The following is a 21653-nucleotide window of genomic DNA, read 5'->3' as shown; positions in this document are numbered from 1 at the left end:
AGCGAACCCCGACCACTCAAGCGAAGGCCCAAAAGCGTGTCAGACCCCAAGGTTCTGTTCGTCACCTCCAACCGGATCGGCGACTGCGTGATTTCCTCGGGCGTGATCCGGGAGATCGGACGCCAACTGCCGGGCGCGAAGATCACTGTCGCCTGCGGCCGTCCGCCGGCGCCCTTCTTCCGCCAGGCGCCCGGCGTCGAACGCACCATCATCCTCGACAAGAAAAAGATGGCCGGACACTGGATCGATCTGTGGAAGCAGGTGGTCGGAACCCGCTGGGACATGGTCATCGACATTCGCGGCTCGGCCCTGTCCTACCTGATCCCGGCGAAGCGGCGCGTGATCTACAACCGCTCGTGGGAGACCGGCCTGCGCAAGGTCGAGATGGTGTCGCGCCTGATGGGCTCACAGACGCCGCTGGACCCGGAAATCTGGCTGGATGACAAGGCCCGCGCCGAGGCCGCCGCCGTCATCGATCCGCACCTGGCGGGCGGCGCAGGCTCCGGCCCGATCATCGCCCTGGCGCCGATCGCCCACCAGCCCGGCAAGAGCTGGCCCGCCGACCGCTGGGGCGCGCTGGTGGAGAAGCTGAAAGCCGATGCGCGGTTCGACGGCTGGCGTTTCATGCCGGTCGGCGGGCCCGGCGACCGCCCGCCCGCCACCCCGGCCCTGGAAGCGGCGGGCGAGCGCGGCATCGACTTCGTCGGCAAGGGCGACATTCTGGCGTCCGCCGCCGCCATCGACCGCGCCGACCTGTTCGTTGGCAACGATTCCGGGCTGATGCACGTCTCGGCGGCGCTGGGCGGGCCCACGCTGGGCCTCTTCGGGCCGACGGAGTGGTGGCTGTACGGTCCGTGGGGCCCCAAAACCCGCACTGTTGCGTCGAACGAGACCCGAGGTCAGTTCGCCCCTATCGAAGACCTGACGGTGGATCACGTCTACGCTGCGGTTCTGGCGCTACACGCCGACTTCATCGCGTCGGCGAAACCCGTCACGCCTTGAAAATAAGGGGTTTGGGGCTCATATAGGCCCACCCGAGGGGAACGCCGCGATTTGTCGCGCGCTTCGTCTCGTCAGAATATCGAACTCTTCGACCACATAAGGAAACGACGCCCATTCGCCGTCCGATGCAAACGCCGCCCGTGAAAGACGGGCCGCCCATCAACCAGGAAATCCGCGCCACCCGCGTTCTGCTTATTGACCAGAACGGCGAAAAGCAGGGCGTGATGCCGCTGTCGGCCGCGCTGGAGGCCGCCGAGGAGGCGGGTCTGGATCTGGTCCAGATCGTCGCCAACGCCGACGCCCCGGTCTGCAAGATCCTGGATTACGGCAAGCATCGCTTCCAGGAGCAGAAGAAGAAGGCGGAGGCGCGCAAGCGCCAGAAGGTCGTCGAGCTCAAGGAGATCAAACTCCGTCCGAACATCGACACCCACGACTATGAGGTGAAGGCCAAGGCCATGCACCGCTTCTTCGACGAGGGCGACAAGGTGAAAGTCACCCTGCGCTTCCGGGGTCGTGAAATGGCGCACCCGGAGCTGGGCATGAAGTTGCTCAACAAGGTGCAGGCCGACTTCGAGGAAGTGGCCAAGGTCGAATACGCCCCGCGTATGGAAGGCCGCCAGATGATCATGATCCTGGCTCCACGCTGAGTCGGTCGATCCGATCCTGAACACGAAACGCCCCGGCTCGCGCCGGGGCGTTTGCTTTTCGAGACCCCGACCATCTTGCCTGATCCGCGCGTCAGCGGTTAGCAATCCGCATGGCGCGTGAGGCGCTCCGGGGGATTTCGGTGTCATCAGTTCGTTTTCCGGTGGCGGTGGCCGCCGCGCTCATGCTCGCGTTCTCCGCAGCCGCCCGCGCCCAGACGCCGGCGCAGACACCCCCACCCCTGAACGCCTATGGCGCCCTGCCCGCGGTCGAACATGCGCGCATCTCGCCCAGCGGCGACCGACTGGCGCTGGTCACCGTCGCCGGTGACGACCGCGTGCTGGTCGTTCTGGACCCTCACGCAGGCCAGATACTCGGCCGCATCGAGGTCGGTCTGGCCAAGGTTCGCGACCTGACGTGGATCGGCGAGAACAATCTGATGATCACCACGACCAGCACCCAGTCCCTGAGCGAGCTGGGCGGTCGTCGCGGCGAACTGCGACTCGGCCAGATCTATGACATCGAGCGGCGGCGACTGGCGTCGGTGTTGCACAACGCCTCCGGCGTCACCCCCTTGCTGGCCGGAGCGGTTGAGGTCCGCCGCCTGCCCGAGGGCGAGGTCGCCTTCGTTCGCGCCTTCAGCTTCGGTGCGGATCGCACCAGCCTGTACCGGCTGGACCCCGCCACCGGCCGTGGTCGCGAGGCGGTCCGGCTGAGCGACGACATCCGGGGCCTCGTTCTGGACGCGCAAGCCCAGCCCGTCGCCAGTTCAACCTATGTTCAGGCCTCCGGCCGGTGGGGCCTCGGCTTCTGGAACGGACGGAGCTTCGATGAGGTCTGGTCGACCGTCGCCCCGCTGGACCCGCCCTACATTATGGGACTGGGGCGCGACGGCCAATCGGTCCTGGTCTCCGCCCGCCGCGAGGACAGCCAGAACGCCACCGACGAAAACGGTGCGGTCGTCTTTGAGGTCAACGCCGCCGGAACCTGGACCCCGATGCCGCTCGGTGGTCGCGTGTATCCGCTCTATCACCCGGTCACCGAAGCCCTGTTCGGCAGCGCCCGCGCGACGGACGACGGAACGCAGTATCGTTTCCTGGACCCGGTGGCGACCGCGACATGGACCACGGTTTCCGATGCCCTTGATGGCCGGGCGCCGGATCTGTCCGACTGGAGCGACGATATGCAGACGGTGCTGGCCTACACCTCCGGCCCGGGCGATTCCGGCTCCTATCATCTGTTCGATCTGGAGCGCCGGACGATGAATGTCGTCGGACAGGCCTATCCGTCGATCACAGGCGATCTGGTCGGCAAGGTGACGCCGATCGCGTATGACGCAGCCGACGGACTGAAAATCCATGGCTACCTGACACTGCCGCCCGGCGCGGACAGCCCGCGAGGTCTGCCGCTTGTGGTTCTGGCGCACGGCGGCCCGGCGTCGCACGACGTGATGGGCTTCGACTGGTGGGCCCAGGCCATGGCTTCGCGCGGCTATGCGGTCCTGCAAGCCAATTTCCGGGGTTCGACCGGCTATGGCCGCGCCTTCCTTGAAGCCGGCTACGGCGAGTGGGGCCGCAAGATGCAGACCGACCTGTCGGACGGCGTCCGCTATCTGGCCGGTCAAGGGATCATCGATCCGGCCCGCGTCTGCATCGTGGGCGCCAGCTACGGGGGCTATGCCGCCATGGCCGGGCCGACCCTGGATCGGGGCGTCTATCGCTGCGCCGTCTCGGTGGCCGGTGTTTCGGACCTGCGCCGTATGGTGGAGAGCGAAGCTCGCGACGCCGCTCGCCCCAACAACGAGACGGTCCGTTACTGGAACCGCTTCATGGGCGCCTCGCGACTGGGCGACCGCGCCATCGACGCCCTGTCCCCGGCCCGACTGGCCGATCAGGCGGACGCGCCCATCCTCCTGATCCACGGCAAGGACGACACGGTCGTGCCGATCGAACAGAGCCGGCTGATGGCCGAGGCCCTGCAACGCGCGGGCAAGTCGCATGAGTTCATCGAGCTTCAGGGCGAGGACCACTGGCTCTCGCGCGCCGAAACCCGCCAACGGATGCTGGCCGAAACGGTCCGCTTCCTTCAGGCGTACAATCCGGCGAATTGAGACTCAGCTTGCCTTGAAGGCTCACTTCGCCTAGAAGCCGCGCCTTCGCGTACCGAACCGCCGGGCGAACAGGCATGCCTGGGCGGTTCTTAATCAGGGCGATCACCCCTCGGGCTCAAGTAGCTCGAAGAGCGGTAGCCCACTCAAAAGAGAGAGTGAAAATGCCGAAGCTGAAGACGAAATCGGGCGCCAAGAAGCGCTTCAAATTCACCGCCACGGGCAAGGTCAAGGCCGGCGTCGCCGGTAAGCGCCACCGCCTGATCAGCCACAACTCGAAGTACATCCGCCAGAACCGCGGCACTTCGGTCATGGCCGACGCCGACGCCAAGAAGATCAAGTCCTACATGCCGTACGCCTAAGGCGCACCGGCAGACCTGAACTTCCACCGCACGAATTTGAACTGATCCCTGACGCAGCAAGGCCCCGCGGGCCGCGCGACAGGGACTTCCGAAAAGAGAAAACATCATGGCTCGCGTTACCCGGGGCGTTACGTCCCACGCCAAGCACAAGAAGGTTCTGAAGCAGGCCAAGGGCTTCTACGGCCGCCGCAAGAACACCATCCGCACCGCCAAGGCCGCCGTTGATCGCGCCGGCCAGTACGCCTACCGCGACCGTCGCACCAAGAAGCGCAACTTCCGCGCCCTGTGGATCCAGCGCATCAACGCCGCGGCCCGTATCGAAGGCTTCACCTACTCGCAGTTCATCCACGGTCTCGGCGAAGCCGGCATCGAACTGGACCGCAAGGTTCTGGCCGCCATGGCCGCCGACGAAGCCGCCTTCAAGGCGATCGCCGACAAGGTCCGTGACGCCCTCAAGGCCGCCTGAGCCTTTCGGATCGGCTGACTGAAAATACGCCCGCTCCGGTCCGCCGGGGCGGGCGTTTTCGTTTGCATTTCGTCTATAGCCGCCTTGGCGCGCATGCCGGACGTGACGAAAGCGTCCGCGCCCGCTAGATGCTGGCGCACAATGACTGATCTCGCCCAACTCGAACTCGACCTGATCAACGCCATCGGCTCGGCGGAGACCGCCGCCGCTGTCGAGGACATCCGTGTCGCCGCCCTCGGCAAGTCCGGCTCCATCTCCGGCCTGCTGAAAGGCATGGGCGCGATGAGCCCCGATGAACGTCGCGAACAGGGTCCGAAGATCAACGGCCTGCGCGACCGGGTTCAGTCCGCCCTGACGGCCCGCAAGGCCGACCTCGAGGCCGCCGAGCTGGACGCCCGGCTGAAGGCCGAGCACGTCGATCTGACCCTGCCCCCGCGCCCGCGTCGCGTCGGCAGCGTTCATCCGACCATGCAGGTCATGGACGAGATGGTCGCCATCTTCGCCGACATGGGCTTCGCGGTGGCGGAAGGCCCGGACGTGGAGGACGATTTCCACAACTTCACCGCCCTGAACTTCCCGCCCAGGCACCCGGCGCGGGAGATGCACGACACCTTCTTCCTCAAGCCCGACCCGGAAACCGGCGAGCGCAAGGTCCTGCGCACCCACACCAGCCCGGTGCAGGTGCGGACCATGATGAGCCAGAAGCCGCCGATCCGGATCATCGCGCCCGGCCGGACCTTCCGGAAAGATTCGGACGCCACCCACACCCCCATGTTCCATCAGGTCGAGGGTCTGGTGATCGACAAGGGGATCCACATGGGCCACCTGAAGTGGACGCTGGAGACCTTCGTCGCGCGCTTCTTCGAACTGGACGGCGTGGACGCCCGTTTCCGCCCGCACCACTTCCCCTTCACCGAGCCGTCGGCGGAAATGGACATCCGCTGTGATCGCTCGGGCGGCGAGCTGAAGCTGAACACCGGCGACAGCTGGATGGAAATCCTGGGCTGCGGGATGGTGCACCCGAACGTGCTGCGCGCCTGCGGCATTGACCCTGATGAGTATCAGGGCTTCGCCTTCGGCATGGGCGTGGATCGTCTGGCGATGCTGAAGTACGGCATCTCGGACCTGCGCCCGATGTTCGAGGCCGATACCCGGTGGCTGGCCCACTACGGATTCTCCGCCTTCGCCGCGCCGAACCCGGCCAGCGGCCTGAGCTGAACCCCTTTCAAGAGAACGAGATCGCCATGACCGACGCCGCTCCCATCACCGTGACCATTGATCCGACACTGGCCGACCGCACCACCTACGAAAAGCAGGGCGTCTGGCTGCCGGCCTTCGCCATGGGCCATATCCAGGCGGGCAAGACCGTGATCGACGGCAAGACCTTCACCGACTGCGTGATCGAGGGGCCCGCCGTTCTGTACGCGACGGAGAACGTCTATTTCGACAACTGCAACCTGGGCATCACCGCCAACGGCGCGAACCTGCTGCTGCAGACCGTCGGCGAGAAGGTCACCGGCGTGATCGCGTTCTCCAACACCACCTTCGTGCGTTGCCGCTTCGTCGGCATCGGCTTCACCGGCCATCCTGACTTCATGAAGCAGATCGCCGAAAACCTTCAGATCATCGGCGGCGGCGAAGCGTGAAATTCACCCTCTCCTGGCTGAAAGACCACCTCGACACAGAGGCTGACGTCTCCGCGGTGGCCGACGCCATGACCATGGCCGGGCTCGAGGTCGAGGACGTCCACGATCCGATCGCCGCCCTGGCTCCGTTCAGCGTGGCCAGGATCATCTCGGCCGAGCGCCATCCCAACGCCGACCGCCTGCAGGTCTGTCAGGTCGAGACCGTCGACGGGATGAAGGAGATCGTCTGCGGCGCCCCGAACGCGCGCGCGGGCCTGACCACCATCTACGCCCCCATCGGCGCCTATGTGCCCGGTCTGGGCGTGACCCTGGTCGAGAAGCCGGTGCGCGGCGTCGTGTCCAACGGCATGCTGTGCTCGGCCGCCGAGCTGGAACAGCCGGGCGAGAGCGACGGCATTCTGGAGCTGAGCGACGACCTTCAGGTCGGGACGCCCGCCGCCGGCGTCTTCGGCGCCGAGCCGGTCATCGACTTCGAAGTGACCCCCAACCGTCCCGACTGGCTGGGCGTCGCCGGCATCGCCCGGGATCTGGCCGCCGCCGGTCTGGGCGCGCTGACGACCCCCGCCATCGAGCCGGTCGCCGGAAGCTTCGCCTCCCCGATCACCGTGCGCCTGGACGCGCCGGAGATGTGCCCGGTGTTCGCCGGTCGCACAATCCGGGGCGTGAAGAACGGACCATCGCCCGAGTGGTTGAAGCGCCGGCTGGAAGCCATCGGCCTGCGCTCGATCAACCGGCTGGTGGATATCACCAACCTGATTTCCTACGACCGCGCCCGCCCGCTGCACGTCTATGACATCGCCAAGCTGTCGGGCGACCAGATCGTGGTGCGCGCGGGCCAGATGTCGAAGGACACCGGCGAGCACGAGCATCTGATCGCGCTGGACGGCAAGACCTACACCGTCGATCCATCGATGTGCGTCATCTCGGATGCGGGCGGCGAGCGCCCCATCGGCCTCGGTGGCGTCATGGGCGGCGAGAACACCGGCTGCTCGGACGAGACGGTCGACGTCTTCGTCGAGAGCGCCTGGTTCGACCCCATCCTGATCGCCCAGACCGGCCGGACGCTGGCCCTGACCTCGGACGCCCAGTACCGGTTCGCGCGCGGCGTGGACACGGCTTCGGTCGTGCCCGGCGTTGAACTGGCGACGAAGCTGATCCTTGAGCTGTGCAGCGGGGAACCGTCGGAAGTGACCGTCGCCGGTCAGGCCCCGGCCCTCCCCGAGCAGGTTTCGATCAAGCCCGGCTATGTCGAACGGCTGACCGGCCTTACGATCTCAGAAGCGAGGGTCGAGGAAATCCTCACGGCGTTGGGCTTCACGAAGACCTTCGAAGATAGCGAGATCGGTTACCAACCCCCCTCGTGGCGCCGCGACGTTCATGGCCCCGCCGATCTGGTGGAAGAGGTCGCCCGCATCGAGGGCTTCGACCAGCTGCCGACCACCCCGCTGCCCGATCAGGGGGCTCCCTCGAGGGGTGTCCTGAATCCGCGTCAGGCGCGGGTGCGTCTGGCCCGCAGGGCGCTGGCGGGCATGGGCTATGCCGAAGCCGTCACCTGGTCCTTCACCAAACAGTCCATCGCGACCCTGTTCGGCGGTGGCGATGACAAGCTGGTGCTGGAAAACCCCATCGCGGCCGATCTGGACTGCATGCGACCCTCGGCCCTGCCGAACCTGATCCAGGCGGCGGCGCGCAACGCCGCGCGCGGCCACGCCGACGCAGCCCTGTTCGAGATCGGTCCGATCTATCTGGACGACCAGCCGAACGGTCAGCGGACCGTCATCGCCGGTCTGGTGGCGCCGCGCTCGACCCGTCACTGGGGCGGGGCGTCGGAAGACGCGCTGTTCGCGCTCAAGGGCGACCTGATCGCCCTGCTGGACCAACTGGGCGCGCCGACGGCGTCGCTGCAACTGGTCCAGGGCCAGAACCGCGACTGGTGGCACCCCGGTCGCTCCGCGCGCCTGCAACTGGGCCCGAAGAATGTCATGGTCGAGTTCGGCGCCCTGCACCCGCGCGTGCTGAAGGCGCTGGACGCAGACGCCCCGATGCTGGCCTTCGAGATCGTGCTGGATGCGGTTCCCGAGCCGCGCGGCGCCAAAACCAAGGCACGCGGCAAGGCCGGTCTGTCGACCCTGATGCCGCTGACCCGCGACTTCGCCTTCGTGGTCGAGGAAGCCAGGCCCGTGGGGGATCTGACCCGCGCGGTGGCGGGGGCGGACAAGGCCCTGATCGCGGATGTGCGCGTGTTCGACGTCTATCGCGGCAAGGGCGTAGACGACGGCTTCAAGTCGGTGGCGCTGGAGGTCGAACTTCAGCCGGTCGAGGCTACCCTGACCGACGCGGAGATCGAGGCCGTCTCGGCCAAGGTCGTCGCGGCGGCGGCCAAGATCGGGGCCCAACTCAGGAGCTGAGGCTGGTGGAGCGGATGCAGGGGTCCGAGGGTGGGAGCGGCATTGAACAGCCGTCACACGCCCCACCGCCCCTTGGCTACGCCCGCCTGTTCCTGCGCTTTCTGGGGTTCGGCCTTCATGCCTTCGGCGGCCCGGTCGCGCAGATCGCGATGATCCGCAAGGCGCTGGTCGAGGACGAGCGCTGGATTTCGGGCAAGGACTTCAACCGTCTGCTGGCGGTGCTGCAGATCCTTCCGGGACCGGAGGCGCACGAACTCTGCGTGCATCTGGGCATCCGGGCCAGAGGGCGGATCGGCGGTCTGCTGGCGGGTCTCGGCTTCATGCTGCCGGGTCTGCTCCTGATGCTGGCGGCGGCATGGGCCTACAAGACGTTTCTTGCCGACGCCCATCTTGTGGAGGCGGCCTTCCTCGGCGTTCAGGTCGGGGTCCTGGCCCTCATCGCCCGGGCCGTGCGGCAGATCGGGGGCCATGTGCTTGATGACGCCCTGCTGTGGCTGCTGGCGCTCGGGGCGCTTGCGGCGACCCTTGCGGGAGTGAGTTTCTGGGTGGTTCTGGCGACCACCGGCGCGCTGTACACGGTATCCGCCCCCGGTCGATGGCTTCTGCGGATGGTGGTTTTGCTGGCGGGCGCCGGCGCGGCGCTGGCGCTTCATGGGCTGGACCTGAGCGGGACGCCCTTGCTGTCCGTGTCCGGGGGGGCGGTGCAGGCGGACGCGCCGGGGCTGTTCTGGTCAGGGTTGAAGGCCGGGCTGCTCACGTTCGGCGGAGCCTACACCGCCATCCCCTTCGTCCGCACGGATACGGTCGGACGCGGCTGGATCAGCGAGCCGTCCTTCCTCGACGGCGTGGCCGTCGCCGGCGTCCTGCCCGCGCCCCTGGTCATCTTCTGCACCTTCGTGGGCTATATGGCGGGCGGTTGGATCGGGGCCCTCGCCATCACCGTCGGGGTCTTCCTCCCGGCCTTCGCCTTCTCCATGCTTCTGTACGAACGACTGGAACGGATCGTCGGAGACCACCGCCTGCACCGGGCCCTCGCCGGTGTCGCCGCAGGCGTGGTCGGTCTGATCGCGGCCACCCTGCTGCAACTCGCCGGATCGACCGCGGAGCGTGTTCCGGCGCTATGGCCCGCGCTCCTGATTTTCGGAGCGGGAACGGCGATCATCTGGTTCTGGCGGAGCCGCTACGCCGCCCCCGCCGTGATCGCCGTCTCGGCCCTGATGGGACACGCCTTGTTCGTCGGTTGAGATCGACCCGGCAATCTCCCGTTAACTTTACGGCCCCAAGGCTGACGCAAAGCCCGGCGACGGTGGGTCGAACGCCCGCGTGAGCCGGGCGGACCATCCCGACTCCGGAGCCCAGCCCATGCACCGCCGCCAGTTGATCTTCTCGGGTCTCGCCGCCTCCGGCGCCGCCGGCCTGTCCGCCTGCGCCAGCACCGGCCCGGCGGACCCCAACTATCCGATCCGCTCGGACGCGACCGCGCCGACCTATACCTCGGACGAACTGATCGCCGCCGGGTCGCGCGAACTGGGCATCGCCGCCGAAGCGATCGGCGGCGCCATCGAGCGGGTCTTCGCCGATCAGGGCGGCGCCCCGACCGCCTATATCGCGGGTGAAGAAGGCGCCGGCGCCGCCGGCGTCGGCCTGCGCTACGGCCGAGGCGCCCTGCACATGAAGGACCTCTCGGCCTCGCAGGAAATCTTCTGGCAGGGCATCTCGATCGGCTGGGATGTCGGCGGCAACGGCAGCCGGGTCTTCACCCTCGTGTACGGTCTCTACTACCCGGACATGATCTATCGCCGGTACCCCGGCGTGGAAGGCTCGGCCTACCTCGTGGGCGGGCTCGGCGTGAACTACCAGCGCGCCGACGGCATCGTCCTGGCCCCGATCCGCACCGGCGTCGGCCTGCGCCTCGGCGCCAACGTCGGCACCATGTCCTACAGCCGCCAGCGCAATATCCTGCCGTTCTAGGACCCATGCTGCGGGCGGGGGCCATCATCACGGTCGCCCTTCTGGCGCTGGCGGGTTGCCAGCGCCCCGCTCCGCCGTCCGACATCACCGGCCTGCTGCGGGATCAGGGGTTCGCTTTTCTCGACATAGAGCCCACGGTCACGATCAGCCCGCTCTGCTCGATGCAGGTCGGCGCGACCCGCTACGATTTCTTCTGGCACGAATGGGTCCAGCAGAACCCGGTGGGGGCGCAGCACGCCGCCGGCCGCCTGATCCAGCTTCATGACGGCCGAACCTACGATGGCCACTATGGAGCGCTGCCGAATGAGCGGCCCAGCTGTCGGCCAGACCGACGGCAGATCATATTCGGTTCGAGTTTCATCGGCCTGGGCCAGGAAGGCCTGCCACAGAGCATCTTCGTCGACGGCCAGTTCTACACGCGCAACCGCTAGGCGCGGGAGATCATCGCCTCAAGCCCCTCGCGCCAACCCGGATATCTCGGTCGCCAGCCCAGTTCGGCCTTGGCCTTCGCGTTCGAGAGGCGTTTGGAGTCGCGGTAGAAGCGACGCATGGAGTCGGACACCGACGGATCGTCCAGATCGACTTCGGGCGGCAGGGGCAGGCCCAGCCGCTTCGCCGCGCCCTCGATGACCACGTCCGCCGCCGACGGCTCGTCGTCGCACAGGGTGTAGGCCGCGCCGGGGTGCGGGCGGGCCATGGAGGCGAACAGGCCCGCGACCGCGTCGTCCACATGCACCCGGTTGAAGATCTGCCCGGGCTTGCGGACGATCCGCGCCGTGCCGTCGCGCAGGCGATCCAGCGGCGAGCGGCCGGGGCCGTAGAGGGCGGGCAGGCGGAACAGCTGGACCGTCAGCCCCATGCCCCGTCCGGCGTCCAGCCAGTCCCGCTCGGCCCGGACGCGGCGCGCGCCCTCAAGGCTGGCGGCGTTCAGTTCATCGTCCTCAAAGGCCCAGCCGCCCGCGCGGTCGCCGAAGACGGCGGTGGACGAGACATAGCCGATCCAGTCGGGCCAGGCGCCCGAGGCGGTGATGGCGGGGATCAGCGCCTTCAGCCCCGGACAGCCCTGGGCGTCCGGCGGCGTGGTGATCAGCAGGGCGGTCGCCTGCCCCACCGCGGCGGCCAGCGCGGCCTCATCCGCCGGATCGACGGCTGCAACGCCCTCGGCCTCCAGCACGGCGCGGGTGGCGGGGTCGCGCGAGGTGGCGACGGCCTCGCCGCCCCTGCGCAGGGCCTCCAGCGCCGCGGCGCGGCCCAGCCATCCGCCGCCGAAGACCAGCAGGGACAGAGGCGGCGAAACAGCGTCGGACATCAGACCTCAGGCGGAGCGGATTTGGTCGGCGGCGCCGCTGGAAACAGTGACGCTTTCGCTCTTCAGCGCGTCGGCGCGCTTCCCGTTCCAGCTGGAGACGCAGGGAATCTTGGTCCGGTCGGCGCGGTCGGCGTACCGGCGGGCGATTTCGGTCACATCCTGCATCAGGCCCTCGGCCAGGGTGATCGGCTTCAGACCCAGTTCCCGGAACTGGTCATTGGCCACGACCAGCTCATTCTCGTCCGCCTCCTGACGCGGGTTGGGGACATTGTGAACTGGAGCCCCCGTCATGCCGGCCACCATGGCCGCCAGATCGCGCACCCGGCGGCTCTCGGTCATCTGGTTCAGGATCTTCACCCGTTCGCCCGACTTTGGCGGGTTCTTCAGGGCCAGTTCGACGCAGCGGACGGTATCCTGAATGTGAATGAAAGCCCGCGTCTGCCCGCCCGTGCCGTGCACCGTCAGCGGATAGCCCAGCGCGCCCTGCATCAGGAAGCGGTTCAGAACGGTGCCGTAGTCGCCGTCATAGTCGAAGCGGTTGATCAGCCGCTCGTCCTTGCGGGTCTCCTCGGTCTGGGCGCCCCAGACGATGCCCTGATGCAGGTCGGTGATCCGCAGCCCGTCATTCCTAGCGTAGAACTGGAACAGCAGGGCGTCCTGCGTCTTGGTCATATGATAGATCGAGCCGGGGTTCGGCGGGAACAGGATTTCCTGCTCGGTCGGGCCGAACTCGGTGTCCACCGTAACCTTCAGATAGCCCTCGGGGATGCGCAGGCCGGCGGTCGTATAGCCGTAGACCCCCATGGTGCCGAGGTGCGCCAGATGGACGTCCCGCCCGCTCTCGACGATGGCCGCCAGCAGGTGGTTGGTGGCGTTCAGATTGTTGTCGACCGTGTACAGCTTGTGCCGCGCGGTCTTCATCGAATAAGGCGCGGCGCGCTGTTCGGCGAAGTGAACCACGCTGTCAGGCGCCCAGTCCCGGATCAGGGTGACGAGCCGGTCGAATTCCTTGCCGACCGTCATATTCACGAACTCGATGGTCTTGTCCGAAACCTCCTTCCACGCGGCGATGCGCTCGCCCATGGTCCGGATGGGGGTCAGCGACTGGACCTCCAGCTCGTTATCGATGTTCCGACGGCTGAGGTTGTCGACGATGCACACGTCCCAGCCGCGCGCCGAAAGATGCAGCGCCGTCGGCCAGCCGCAGAAGCCGTCGCCGCCCAGAACCAGTACGCGCATGATCTTCCTCGTCATTAGGTGGCGACCTGCCTAGCCGAAGCCGGGCAGCCGTAAAAGCGGCGCCTTATCGCAGGTTCAACGGCGCGGGCGGGACTTCCAGTCGGCCCGGCTCTGTCCCCAGGCGTCGACGGACACGTCCGCGAAGGGCGGCGGCAGGCGCGTCGGTCCCAGATTGCGCGATCCGACCCGCTCGGCCAGCCGTTGGGACGGGGTGTTCTCCGGGTCGATGCAGTGGATCACATCCTCCCAGCCCAGCACGTCGAAGGCGTAGTCCAGCGTCGCCGTGGCCGCCTCCACGCCATAGCCCTTGCCCTGCGCGTCCGGATGCAGGCCCCAGCCGACCTCATTGCCCGGCCAGCCCTCGGGCCGCCACGGCCCAATCCGGCCCAGCCAGAGGCCGGTGTCGCGTTCGATGACCGAGAACATTGCGATCCCCGTCAGGCTCCACGCCCCGGCCATGGTCATGAAGCCCCGCCATGCCGTCGCCGCGGGCTGAACGCCGCCGAGGAAGCGCGACGCCTCAGGGTCGGCCATCATTTCCGCCCAGCGCGGGAAGTCCTCCATCGCAATGGTGCGCAGGATCAGGCGTTCGGTGTTCAGCACCGGTCCGGTCACAGCAGATACTCCCGTTCAAGCTGGTACTGGCTGCCGTCCGAGGTCAGGACGCTGGAATAAAGGCCAAAGCGGTCGATCCGGATTGGCGGCGAATGCAGCAGGTTGTGGCCGGTGATCCAGGCGCCGACCCGGGCCGGATCGGTCTGGGGCTTCAGATAGGCGAGGGTCAGGTGCGGACGGTACTCGCGCCGTTCGATCTCGATCCGCGCGCGCTCGGCGGCCGACCGGCAGCGCCCCGCCAGCACGTTCAGCCGTTTGCTGGGCACGACCCCGGCCCAGATGGTGTGGCTGCGGTGCGCGTCGCCGAAGGCGCCCACGCCCTGAAGTTCGATCTCGAACGCCCCGCCGGTCGCCGCCCGCTCCAGCTCGGCGGCCAGATCATCCGCCCGGCGCTCGTCAATCTCGCCATAGAAGGCCAGGGTGATGTGAAGGTGATCCTCGCCACGCCATTTCGCGCCGGGCAGGCCCGTTTGCCGACGCTTCAGCGTCTCGGCCACATCGTCAGGGACGGAAAGGGCGGTGAACAGCCGGATCATGCGACCGTTGGTAGCGGGTCCGAACCCAAGTCCCAAGTCCGCTTTTCCTTGCGGAAGGGACGGCCGCGACCGATATTTGCGTGAATGGTCGGGATTGCCCGACCCAAAGGAGGATCGAAACCGCGATGAGCGATTTCAGAAACGGATATTCCATCCCGCAGACCGTCGACATGTCGGTGGACGCGGGCCTGCGCAAATTCATGCTCGGGGTCTACAACAAGGTCGCCCTCGGCCTGCTGGTCTCGGCCGTACTGGCCTATATCACCGGCTCGGTGCCGGCGGTCACCCAGTTGCTCTTCAACACGGCCGTCTTCCCTGACGGCGTGACCCGCATCACGGGATACACCCTGCTCGGCATGATCGTGGCCTTCTCGCCGCTGGTCATCCTGCTGGGCTCCAACTTCGTGATGAAGAACCCGACCTCGGGCGGAGCCAGCGCGCTGTACTGGCTGATCGTGGCCCTGATCGGCGCCTCCATGGGCACCGTGGTCCTGCTCTACACGGGCGCCTCGGTGGTCCAGACCTTCCTGATCACCGCCGCCGCCTTCGGCGCGCTCAGCCTGTTCGGCTACACGACCAAGAAGGATCTGACCGGCATCGGTTCGTTCCTGATCATGGGCGTGATCGGCCTGATCATCGCCTCGGTGGTGAACATGTTCCTGCAGAACGGCATGATGCAGCTGATCATCAGCGCCGCCGGCGTGCTGATCTTCGCGGGCCTGACCGCCTACGACACCCAGCGCCTGAAGATGACCTACTACGCCATCGGCGGGAACGAGAACGCGATGGGCGTGGCCACCAGCTACGGCGCGCTGAGCCTCTACATCAACTTCATCAACATGTTCCAATTCCTGCTCGCCCTGTTCGGCGGCCGTCGTTGATTGGAGAACTCTGACGCTCGCGAAGCGAGCGTCAGGCGACCTGACATGGCCTCAAGCAGCGAGCCGCCGCGCGGCGAGCGTTAGGCGGAAAAGAGGAAGGGCCCAGACGGCGACGTCGGGGCCCTTTTGATTCCGGGGCTTTTTTTTATTCGATGACGGTGAACTTGCGGCTGTCGAAGACGCGCAGGACCTGGGCCAGATCGCGCCCCCGTTTCAGGACCATGCCGCCCTCGCCGATCACCGCCCACTCTCCCTGTTTCAGACGCAGGGCGGGCCGCTTCTCGATCCGGTAGGCAGGGGCGTCGCCCGAGCGGCGGAAGACAGCGAACTCGGCGACGTCCTTGTGGCCGATCATGGCGTAGTCGCGCCACTCGCCCGAGGCGACCATCCGGCCATAGACCCTGAGGATCTGGTCCAGCTCCCGCCGGTCAAAGAAGACCGGCCCGGCCTGGGGCTGCGCGTCGGCGGCGTCGTTCATCACTCCAATCTAGGCCGGTCCGCGCCCGGCGCCAGTCCCCCGGCCGAACCCGCCGCTCCGTCGAACAACGTGTCCGGAACGCCGCAATGCGAAGAAATCGCACAGAACACGAAAACGCCTCTGTTCCGCCCATCGCCCGCCCCCTTGGAGGGTGAAACGAGAGACATCGGCTCGTCGGAGTTCGGAACGATCCCGGATCCTGAACAGCCCCCCCAGCCCCCCTGGATTGTTCCATTCAAGGGCTTCGGCGGGCCGATGCTTCCTCCAAAGCGAGACGCCCGCTCCGCCTCTCCCCCAACCGGCTGAGCGGGCGTTTTGCTGTCCGCGGTCCGGGCCGGAGCCCCGGGCAGAGCTCCGGATCAGGAGAGGATCAGGGCAGGATGACCCGCTCGGTGTCGCCGCTCCGTTCAACCGACAGACGCCGCTCGCCCTGACCGTCCAGCGCACGGGCAAACGCCGAAAGGGTCGACACCGACCGGCCATTGACCGACCGCACGATGTCTCCGGCCTGCAATCCGGCCGCTGCGGCGGGCGAACCGCCTTCAACCGCGAAGACTTGCAGACCATCGGCGCTTTCGCGGATCGAGGCGCCTCGGCTGATGACGACCTCGGCGCCGACCGTGACCTGACGTTCGCTGTTCGCCTCTACCGTCAGGGTCGCGCGGGCCTCGTGGCCATCACGCAGATAGACCACCTCCACCTGGGTTCCGGGTTCGGCGATGCCGATCGCGGCCTGCACGGTGCCGGCGTTGGAGACCGGGCGGTTGCCGACACGGGTGATCACGTCGCCACGACGCAGGCCCGCGCGCTCGGCGGACGAGCCGGGCGCCACGTCCTCGACCACCGCGCCACGGACGATGCCCAGACCGAATTCGCGCGAGCGTTCAGCGTTCAGCGAGCCGAGAATGGCGCCGGTCACGCCGCGACGCACCTCGCCGTGGGCGCGCAGCTGCTCGACCACATACATCATGATCCGGCTGGGCACGGCGAAGGCGATGCCGTCGTTGCCGCCGCCGCCGCCCGACAGGATGGAGGTGTTAATGCCGATCAGGCGACCCCGGCTGTCCAGCAGCGGCCCGCCCGAGTTGCCCGAGTTCACGGCGGCGTCAGTCTGGATGTAATCCTCGATCCGGTCGCCCATGCCCGAGCGGCCCAGACCGGAGATCACACCCATGGTCAGCGTCTGGTCGAGGCCCAGCGGATAGCCGACCGCGAAGGCCAGGTCGCCGGTGCGCAGGCGATCCGAACTGGCCACCTCGATCTGCGACAGGCCCGGCGCCGTGATCTGGAGCACGGCGATGTCGGTGGCCTTGTCGGCGCCGATCAGCACGGCGTCGAAGATGCGGCCGTCCGTCAGGTCGACAGTGAATTTCTGGCCGCCGTCGACCACGTGATTATTGGTCACGACAATGCCCTGCGCCGCGTCGATCACGGCGCCGGAGCCGCTGGCCGTCGGGCGGGGCTCGTTGTCGCCGGAGCTCGGTCCACGCGACTGACCCAGGGTCGTCACCTGCACCACGGCGGGCAGGGCGCGCTCCAGATCGGTGGCGAAGGTGAACACGCCTCGCTCGGCGTCATAGGGGATCGGCGACGTCGGGGTCTGGGCGGCGGGGGCCGGATCGACCGACTGGGCCACGGCCGGGGTCACGATCAACAGGGGGGCGGCGAACGCGAGGGCCAGAACGGAAACTCCGCCTGCCCGGAAGATGGTGCGCCGCATGCTCGTGTCCTCTTCAGTCCTGATCCGGACCCTAGCGCGAGAATTGCGCTGTGACGACAGCCCCCGGACGGGCGTCATCAATCGTCATGGACGCGCCGTGGCGTTTCAGGATCGCGCGCACAAAGGCCAGCCCCATGCCATGGCTCTCGCGACCCTCGGCCGTGGAGGCGGCGACGACGGCCGCGGCGTCCGCAGCCTCGTGCCGGAAGCCCGGCCCCTGGTCCGCGACGGACAGGCGGGGGCGGCCCTCGACGCTGGACACGCTCAGGGTCACCACGCCCCCGTCCGGTGAATATTTGACCGCATTGTCCACCAGATTGGCCGTAGCGCGCTGCAACAGGGTGCGAACGCCCAGCACCTCGACGGGTTCGGCCTCCACCCGGATCGAGACGCCCCGTTCCTCGGCCAGCGGCTCATAGAGTTCAGCGCATTGTCGGGCCAGAACGTCCAGCCGGACCGGCTCGAAAGACCAGGCCTCGCCGTCGCGCAGGGCCATGGCCTCATTCATCGCGCGGGTCAGTTCCTGCAAGTCCGCGCGGGCCTCGGCGACCAGCCGCTTCATCGCGGGCGTGGACGCGGTCTCGCCCAGCTTCTCGAGGCGGGCCGTCGCGCGGGCGATGGGTGTGCGGAAATCGTGGGCCAGCTGGTCCGCCGAATCCCTCAGCCAGGCCAGCAGCTCTTCCAGCCGGTCCAGTGTCCGGTTCACATGACCGGACAGTTCGGTCAGTTCGGGCGCCACCTCTGTCTCGGGCGCCCGCTCGGAGAAGTCACCGACAGCGGCCCGGTCCAGGGCCACGCTGACGCGGGCGACGGCGCTCGTCAGACGACGACGGGCGAAGGTCGCGGCGACCAGACCGATGGCCACCAGCAGCACGCCCGCGCCGATGACCGCCGCCACCGCCCAGCCCCAGGCGTCGCCCGAGGCATCCACCACCCGGCCCACAGCGATGTCCAGCGCACCGAGCGAGCGGCGAACCACCACGACCTCGACCGGACGGGTCGAACACAGCACCCCCTTGCCCAGCCGGACCACATAGACATCTTCGCCCAACCGCGACGAACGCTCGCCGCGCGTGGTCTCCAGCTCCGAAAGGCCCGCGGGCTTGCCGACCGGGGCGCGGATGAACCGCACGCCCGCGCCGCCCCGTCCGGTCTGGCAGGTCTCCTCCAGCGTCCGGGCCTCATTCTCGCGCGCGGGACCGTTCTGGAAGGCGGTCAGCCAGTTGGACAGATAGACGGCGTCGGCGGGCGACAGGGCGTCGCCGGTCATGCCTTCGACCCCCAGCTTGGCGGCCATGGCGCCGTAGTCGTCCAGTGCGGCCAGCGCGGCCTTCTCACGCTGGTCGATCCGCACCGCCGCACCGGTAATAGCCAGGGAACCGGTCAGGGCCAGCGCCGACAGCACGGCGATGCCCACGGCCAGCTGGGTGGTCGTCCGCCGTCCCAGCCAGGCTCGAATCCGCCGGAACGGCCAGCTCGCCACAGTGTCAGCCCGTCCAGTCGGACAGGTCGCGGAATACCAGACTCTGGCTACGCGCGGAGACGATCAGCGGGTGCAGGTCTTCGCCCAGTTCCGGCGCCTGCTCCTTCAGCCGACGGCGCAGGGCGCTGATGCGGGCGTCGATGATGTTGACGAAATTGTCGGGCAGGAAGTTCCACTCCACCCAGCACCGGTCCCACAGCATGGTCTTGGTCACCGGCTGGCCCCGAGCGCTCATCAACTCGCACACGATGGCGAACTCCAGCGGCGACAGGTCGATGGTGCGCGAGACATCGGACAGCTCCAGCTTCACCGTCCGCGCGCCGAACGACAGGCGGAAGGGACCGTTGACCAGATCGGCGTTGACCGGCCTGGCCCGGCGGGCGGCGCGGCGCAGCTGCGCCGCGATGCGGGCCAGAAGCTCCTCGTCCCCGACCGGCTTGGCCAGATAGTCGTCGGCGCCTTCCAGCAGCCCCTCGACCTTCTGCCGCTCGCCGCCCAATGCGGTCAACATCAGGGCGGGTGCGTCCGCCGACGGACCGCTGGAGGCCCGAAGGCGCTTCAGGGTCTCCAGCCCGTCCAGCCCGTTGGTCATGCGATCAAGGATCAGCACGTCGTAGGATTTTCCCGCCGTGGCCTCGAGCGCGGCCTCGCCCCGATCGACCCGGTCCACGGTCGCGAACCCGGCGCGCAGCAGCCGCTCGGCGACATGTTCGGACAGGTCGGGATCATCCTCGAGCAGCAGGGCGGCGCGGCCCGCGAAGACCTCATGCAACCGGGCGAAGGACTCGTCTCCCTCAGTCACCGCTTCTCCGTCCATCAGCTGTCTCCCGTCGCCGGACGATAGGCCGTTGAAGCCCGATGGCAATGCTCGACCGTCCCGGTCGCCGACCCTGCTCGCGGGCGGGCGCGGGCGGGCCTGATTCTTCCTGACCGAACACCGATTGCGGAGCCGGGTCGCCGTGATACCGTCCCGATCCCGACAGGAGGTTCCGCCATGCTCGCCGCCGCCGCTCTCGCCCTCGCGCTTCAGGCCACGCCGTCGGGCTCGGTCGCTCCGACCTCACCCGACCATCTGGCGGTGCTCGCGCCGGTCAACGCTGTCTTCGACGCCCTCGCCGCCCGCAGCGCCGCAGGGCTGGACGCCCATTTCGACCCGGCGGCGCAGCTTACGGTCGTGCATGAACGAGCCGGAGCCGAGAGCCGTGTCACCCACATCACCCTGCAGCAGTTCACCGGCGGGCTGGAGCCCGGCCCCGAGCGGCTGGAAGAGGTGATGATAAACCCCACCGTCGCGGTGAACGGCGACGTCGCCATGGTCTGGGGCGAGTACGTGTTCCGCATCGACGGTCGCCTGAGCCACTGCGGCGTCGACCATTTCAATCTGGTCCGTCCGGCCGGCGTCTGGAAGATCGCCAGCCTGACCTGGAACCAGCGCACCACGGGCTGCGAGGCGCTGGACGCGGCGGCGCGCGCGCAGTGACGCGCACCTGAGAAAGCGCTCAAGCAGCGAGGCTCCGCGAGCCGAGCGTTAGCGCGGCGCGAAGCGCCCCGTCCTAGAATGCGCTTTCGCCCGTGATCGCCCGACCGAGGATCAGGGCGTGGACGTCGTGGGCGCCCTCGTAGGTGTTGACCGTCTCGAGGTTCATGGCGTGGCGCATGACGTGCAGCTCGCCGGTGATGCCCGCGCCGCCGTGCATGTCGCGGGCCTCGCGGGCGATGGCCAAGGCCTTGCCGCAGTTGTTGCGCTTCATCATCGAGATGGCCTCGGGACACCAGTCGCCGTTGTCGAGACGACGGCCGAGCGCCAGCGCGCCCTCGAAGCCGAGGAAGATCTCGGTCTGCATGTCGGCCAGCTTCTTCTGCACCAGCTGGCGCGAGGACAGCGGGCGGCCGAACAGCATGCGCTCCGCCACATAGTCTCGTGTCGCGTGGAAGCAGAACTCGGCGGCGCCCATCGCGCCCCACGAAATACCGTAGCGCGCCTTGTTCAGGCAGGAGAACGGCCCGCGCAGGCCCTTCACGTTCGGCAGCAGGTTCTCTTCCGGCACGAAGACGTCGTTCAGGCCGATGTCGCCGGTGATGGAGGCGCGCAACGAAAGCTTGTCGCCGATCTTGTCGGTGGTGAACCCGTCCATGCCGCGCTCGACGATGAAGCCGCGGATCACGTCATCCAGCTTGGCCCACACGACCGCGAGGTCGGAGATCGGCGAGTTGGTGATCCAGTATTTGGCGCCGTTCAGGCGATAGCCCCCATCGACCTTGACCGCCTTGGTCTTCATCGACGCGGGGTCCGATCCGCCGTCCGCCTCGGTCAGGCCGAAGCAACCGATCAGCTCGCCGGCGGCCATGCGCGGAAGGAACTTCATCTTCTGCTCTTCCGAGCCGAAGGCGTAGATCGGGTACATGGCCAGCGACGACTGCACCGACATGGCCGAGCGGTAGCCCGAATCCACCGCCTCGATCTCCCGCGCGATCAGGCCGTAGGCGACATGGCTGGCGCCCGCGCCGCCGTACTGCTCCGGCAGGGTGGCGCCGAGAAAGCCCATCTCGCCCATCTCGGTCATGATCGAGCGATCGAAGGTCTCGTCCCGGAAGGCGGCGACCACGCGCGGCAGCAGCTTCTCACGCGCATAGGCGCGGGCCGCGTCCTGGATCATCCGCTCGTCATCGGTCAGGCGGCCGTCCAGATCCAGCGGGTCTTCCCAGCGGAAGGTCTTTTGGGCGGTCGAGCCGTCGGCCATGGTGTGTTTCCTGTCTGTGCGGGGTTCAGGCGATCGTGAGATGA

The 21653-nt window shown here is 67.8% G+C and carries 22 protein-coding genes; 13 read left to right on the top strand and 9 right to left on the bottom strand.

From position 1 onward, the window contains the following. The first annotated feature begins 36 nt into the window (after window positions 1-36). The 11 genes from FKQ52_RS01850 (at window position 37) to FKQ52_RS01800 (ending at window position 11038) form a co-directional block, all read left to right on the top strand. Window positions 37-1002, top strand: a complete 966-nt coding sequence (locus tag FKQ52_RS01850; RefSeq protein ID WP_141625604.1) for a glycosyltransferase family 9 protein — start codon at window positions 37-39, stop codon at window positions 1000-1002. A 125-nt stretch (window positions 1003-1127) separates the two neighbouring features. Further along, window positions 1128-1649 carry a translation initiation factor IF-3 gene (infC, locus tag FKQ52_RS01845; RefSeq protein ID WP_141625603.1) on the top strand — a complete coding sequence of 174 codons (522 nt, stop codon included), beginning with the start codon at window positions 1128-1130 and terminating at the stop codon, window positions 1647-1649. Window positions 1650-1789: 140 nt separating this feature from the next. Continuing rightward, window positions 1790-3757 carry a S9 family peptidase gene (locus FKQ52_RS01840; RefSeq protein WP_240811708.1) on the top strand — a complete coding sequence of 656 codons (1968 nt, stop codon included), beginning with the start codon at window positions 1790-1792 and terminating at the stop codon, window positions 3755-3757. A 161-nt stretch (window positions 3758-3918) separates the two neighbouring features. Further along, window positions 3919-4116: a 50S ribosomal protein L35 gene (rpmI, locus tag FKQ52_RS01835; RefSeq protein WP_003166435.1), complete on the top strand. Its 198-nt coding sequence runs from the start codon at window positions 3919-3921 to the stop codon at window positions 4114-4116. 106 nt (window positions 4117-4222) lie between these two features. Next, the gene (gene rplT / locus FKQ52_RS01830) at window positions 4223-4582 is read left to right on the top strand and encodes a 50S ribosomal protein L20 (protein ID WP_141625602.1); all 360 of its coding nucleotides are present in this window, start codon (window positions 4223-4225) and stop codon (window positions 4580-4582) included. 141 nt (window positions 4583-4723) lie between these two features. After that, window positions 4724-5800: a phenylalanine--tRNA ligase subunit alpha gene (pheS, locus tag FKQ52_RS01825; protein WP_141625601.1), complete on the top strand. Its 1077-nt coding sequence runs from the start codon at window positions 4724-4726 to the stop codon at window positions 5798-5800. 26 nt (window positions 5801-5826) lie between these two features. Continuing rightward, complete coding sequence (locus tag FKQ52_RS01820) at window positions 5827-6228, top strand: hypothetical protein (protein WP_141625600.1); 402 nt, start codon at window positions 5827-5829, stop codon at window positions 6226-6228. Continuing rightward, window positions 6225-8636 carry a phenylalanine--tRNA ligase subunit beta gene (gene pheT / locus FKQ52_RS01815; RefSeq protein WP_141625599.1) on the top strand — a complete coding sequence of 804 codons (2412 nt, stop codon included), beginning with the start codon at window positions 6225-6227 and terminating at the stop codon, window positions 8634-8636. The genes FKQ52_RS01820 and pheT overlap by 4 nt, the downstream gene beginning before the upstream one ends. A 14-nt stretch (window positions 8637-8650) precedes the next feature. Further along, on the top strand, window positions 8651-9880 hold the full coding sequence (gene chrA / locus FKQ52_RS01810; RefSeq protein ID WP_141628186.1) for a chromate efflux transporter: 1230 nt from the start codon (window positions 8651-8653) through the stop codon (window positions 9878-9880). Between the two features lie 118 nt (window positions 9881-9998). Next, window positions 9999-10607, top strand: coding sequence for an EipA family protein (locus tag FKQ52_RS01805; RefSeq protein ID WP_141625598.1), 609 nt, complete (start codon window positions 9999-10001; stop codon window positions 10605-10607). A gap of 5 nt (window positions 10608-10612) precedes the next feature. After that, window positions 10613-11038, top strand: coding sequence for a hypothetical protein (locus FKQ52_RS01800; protein ID WP_141625597.1), 426 nt, complete (start codon window positions 10613-10615; stop codon window positions 11036-11038). Here the strand turns inward: FKQ52_RS01800 and FKQ52_RS01795 are convergent. From FKQ52_RS01795 to thpR, 4 genes are all read right to left on the bottom strand, one after another. Next, complete coding sequence (locus FKQ52_RS01795) at window positions 11035-11916, bottom strand: SDR family NAD(P)-dependent oxidoreductase (protein WP_141625596.1); 882 nt, start codon at window positions 11914-11916, stop codon at window positions 11035-11037. The genes FKQ52_RS01800 and FKQ52_RS01795 overlap by 4 nt on opposite strands. A 6-nt stretch (window positions 11917-11922) precedes the next feature. Then, a complete protein-coding gene (locus FKQ52_RS01790) occupies window positions 11923-13155 on the bottom strand; it encodes an NAD-dependent epimerase/dehydratase family protein (RefSeq protein ID WP_141625595.1) in 1233 nt (410 codons plus the stop codon). A 75-nt stretch (window positions 13156-13230) separates the two neighbouring features. Continuing rightward, complete coding sequence (locus FKQ52_RS01785; protein WP_240811781.1) at window positions 13231-13719, bottom strand: GNAT family N-acetyltransferase; 489 nt, start codon at window positions 13717-13719, stop codon at window positions 13231-13233. Window positions 13720-13766: 47 nt separating this feature from the next. Further along, window positions 13767-14306 (bottom strand): RNA 2',3'-cyclic phosphodiesterase, encoded by a 540-nt coding sequence (gene thpR, locus FKQ52_RS01780; RefSeq protein WP_141625593.1) that lies wholly within the window; start codon window positions 14304-14306, stop codon window positions 13767-13769. Between the two features lie 125 nt (window positions 14307-14431). On the opposite strand from thpR, the gene FKQ52_RS01775 reads away from it, so the two are divergent. Continuing rightward, window positions 14432-15187 carry a Bax inhibitor-1/YccA family protein gene (locus FKQ52_RS01775; protein ID WP_141625592.1) on the top strand — a complete coding sequence of 252 codons (756 nt, stop codon included), beginning with the start codon at window positions 14432-14434 and terminating at the stop codon, window positions 15185-15187. Window positions 15188-15332: 145 nt separating this feature from the next. Here FKQ52_RS01775 and FKQ52_RS01770 read toward each other — a convergent pair whose 3' ends face one another. The 4 genes from FKQ52_RS01770 to FKQ52_RS01755 form a co-directional block, all read right to left on the bottom strand. Further along, the gene (locus FKQ52_RS01770) at window positions 15333-15665 is read right to left on the bottom strand and encodes a DUF2794 domain-containing protein (RefSeq protein ID WP_141625591.1); all 333 of its coding nucleotides are present in this window, start codon (window positions 15663-15665) and stop codon (window positions 15333-15335) included. A 370-nt stretch (window positions 15666-16035) separates the two neighbouring features. Beyond that, a complete protein-coding gene (locus FKQ52_RS01765) occupies window positions 16036-17385 on the bottom strand; it encodes a trypsin-like peptidase domain-containing protein (RefSeq protein WP_141625590.1) in 1350 nt (449 codons plus the stop codon). Window positions 17386-17416: 31 nt separating this feature from the next. Further along, the gene (locus FKQ52_RS01760; protein ID WP_141625589.1) at window positions 17417-18868 is read right to left on the bottom strand and encodes an ATP-binding protein; all 1452 of its coding nucleotides are present in this window, start codon (window positions 18866-18868) and stop codon (window positions 17417-17419) included. A 4-nt stretch (window positions 18869-18872) separates the two neighbouring features. Further along, on the bottom strand, window positions 18873-19685 hold the full coding sequence (locus FKQ52_RS01755; RefSeq protein ID WP_141625588.1) for a response regulator transcription factor: 813 nt from the start codon (window positions 19683-19685) through the stop codon (window positions 18873-18875). A gap of 177 nt (window positions 19686-19862) precedes the next feature. Here FKQ52_RS01755 and FKQ52_RS01750 point away from each other — a divergent pair, with 177 nt between their 5' ends. Next, window positions 19863-20348 (top strand): nuclear transport factor 2 family protein, encoded by a 486-nt coding sequence (locus FKQ52_RS01750; RefSeq protein WP_141625587.1) that lies wholly within the window; start codon window positions 19863-19865, stop codon window positions 20346-20348. Window positions 20349-20421: 73 nt separating this feature from the next. Here FKQ52_RS01750 and FKQ52_RS01745 read toward each other — a convergent pair whose 3' ends face one another. Next, window positions 20422-21609, bottom strand: coding sequence for an acyl-CoA dehydrogenase (locus tag FKQ52_RS01745; protein ID WP_141625586.1), 1188 nt, complete (start codon window positions 21607-21609; stop codon window positions 20422-20424). Between the last annotated feature and the right edge of the window lie 44 nt (window positions 21610-21653).

This window comes from Brevundimonas sp. M20 (genome assembly GCF_006547065.1).
Classification (GTDB): domain Bacteria; phylum Pseudomonadota; class Alphaproteobacteria; order Caulobacterales; family Caulobacteraceae; genus Brevundimonas.
The sequence above is the reverse complement of the archived record's forward strand: the minus strand, read 5'-3'. Positions and strand labels throughout refer to the sequence as shown.

Bases quoted from the DNA above. Each gene is read 5' to 3' on its own strand.
- infC (WP_141625603.1), top strand. From the start codon at position 1,128: ATGCAAACGCCGCCCGTGAAAGACGGGCCGCCCATCAACCAGGAAATC.
- rpmI (WP_003166435.1), top strand. From the start codon at position 3,919: ATGCCGAAGCTGAAGACGAAATCGGGCGCCAAGAAGCGCTTCAAATTC.
- rplT (WP_141625602.1), top strand. From the start codon at position 4,223: ATGGCTCGCGTTACCCGGGGCGTTACGTCCCACGCCAAGCACAAGAAG.
- pheS (WP_141625601.1), top strand. From the start codon at position 4,724: ATGACTGATCTCGCCCAACTCGAACTCGACCTGATCAACGCCATCGGC.
- FKQ52_RS01820 (WP_141625600.1), top strand. From the start codon at position 5,827: ATGACCGACGCCGCTCCCATCACCGTGACCATTGATCCGACACTGGCC.
- chrA (WP_141628186.1), top strand. From the start codon at position 8,651: ATGCAGGGGTCCGAGGGTGGGAGCGGCATTGAACAGCCGTCACACGCC.
- FKQ52_RS01805 (WP_141625598.1), top strand. From the start codon at position 9,999: ATGCACCGCCGCCAGTTGATCTTCTCGGGTCTCGCCGCCTCCGGCGCC.
- FKQ52_RS01800 (WP_141625597.1), top strand. From the start codon at position 10,613: ATGCTGCGGGCGGGGGCCATCATCACGGTCGCCCTTCTGGCGCTGGCG.
- FKQ52_RS01795 (WP_141625596.1), bottom strand. From the start codon at position 11,916: ATGTCCGACGCTGTTTCGCCGCCTCTGTCCCTGCTGGTCTTCGGCGGC.
- FKQ52_RS01790 (WP_141625595.1), bottom strand. From the start codon at position 13,155: ATGCGCGTACTGGTTCTGGGCGGCGACGGCTTCTGCGGCTGGCCGACG.
- FKQ52_RS01785 (WP_240811781.1), bottom strand. From the start codon at position 13,719: ATGGAGGACTTCCCGCGCTGGGCGGAAATGATGGCCGACCCTGAGGCG.
- thpR (WP_141625593.1), bottom strand. From the start codon at position 14,306: ATGATCCGGCTGTTCACCGCCCTTTCCGTCCCTGACGATGTGGCCGAG.
- FKQ52_RS01775 (WP_141625592.1), top strand. From the start codon at position 14,432: ATGAGCGATTTCAGAAACGGATATTCCATCCCGCAGACCGTCGACATG.
- FKQ52_RS01770 (WP_141625591.1), bottom strand. From the start codon at position 15,665: ATGAACGACGCCGCCGACGCGCAGCCCCAGGCCGGGCCGGTCTTCTTT.
- FKQ52_RS01765 (WP_141625590.1), bottom strand. From the start codon at position 17,385: ATGCGGCGCACCATCTTCCGGGCAGGCGGAGTTTCCGTTCTGGCCCTC.
- FKQ52_RS01755 (WP_141625588.1), bottom strand. From the start codon at position 19,685: ATGGACGGAGAAGCGGTGACTGAGGGAGACGAGTCCTTCGCCCGGTTG.
- FKQ52_RS01750 (WP_141625587.1), top strand. From the start codon at position 19,863: ATGCTCGCCGCCGCCGCTCTCGCCCTCGCGCTTCAGGCCACGCCGTCG.
- FKQ52_RS01745 (WP_141625586.1), bottom strand. From the start codon at position 21,609: ATGGCCGACGGCTCGACCGCCCAAAAGACCTTCCGCTGGGAAGACCCG.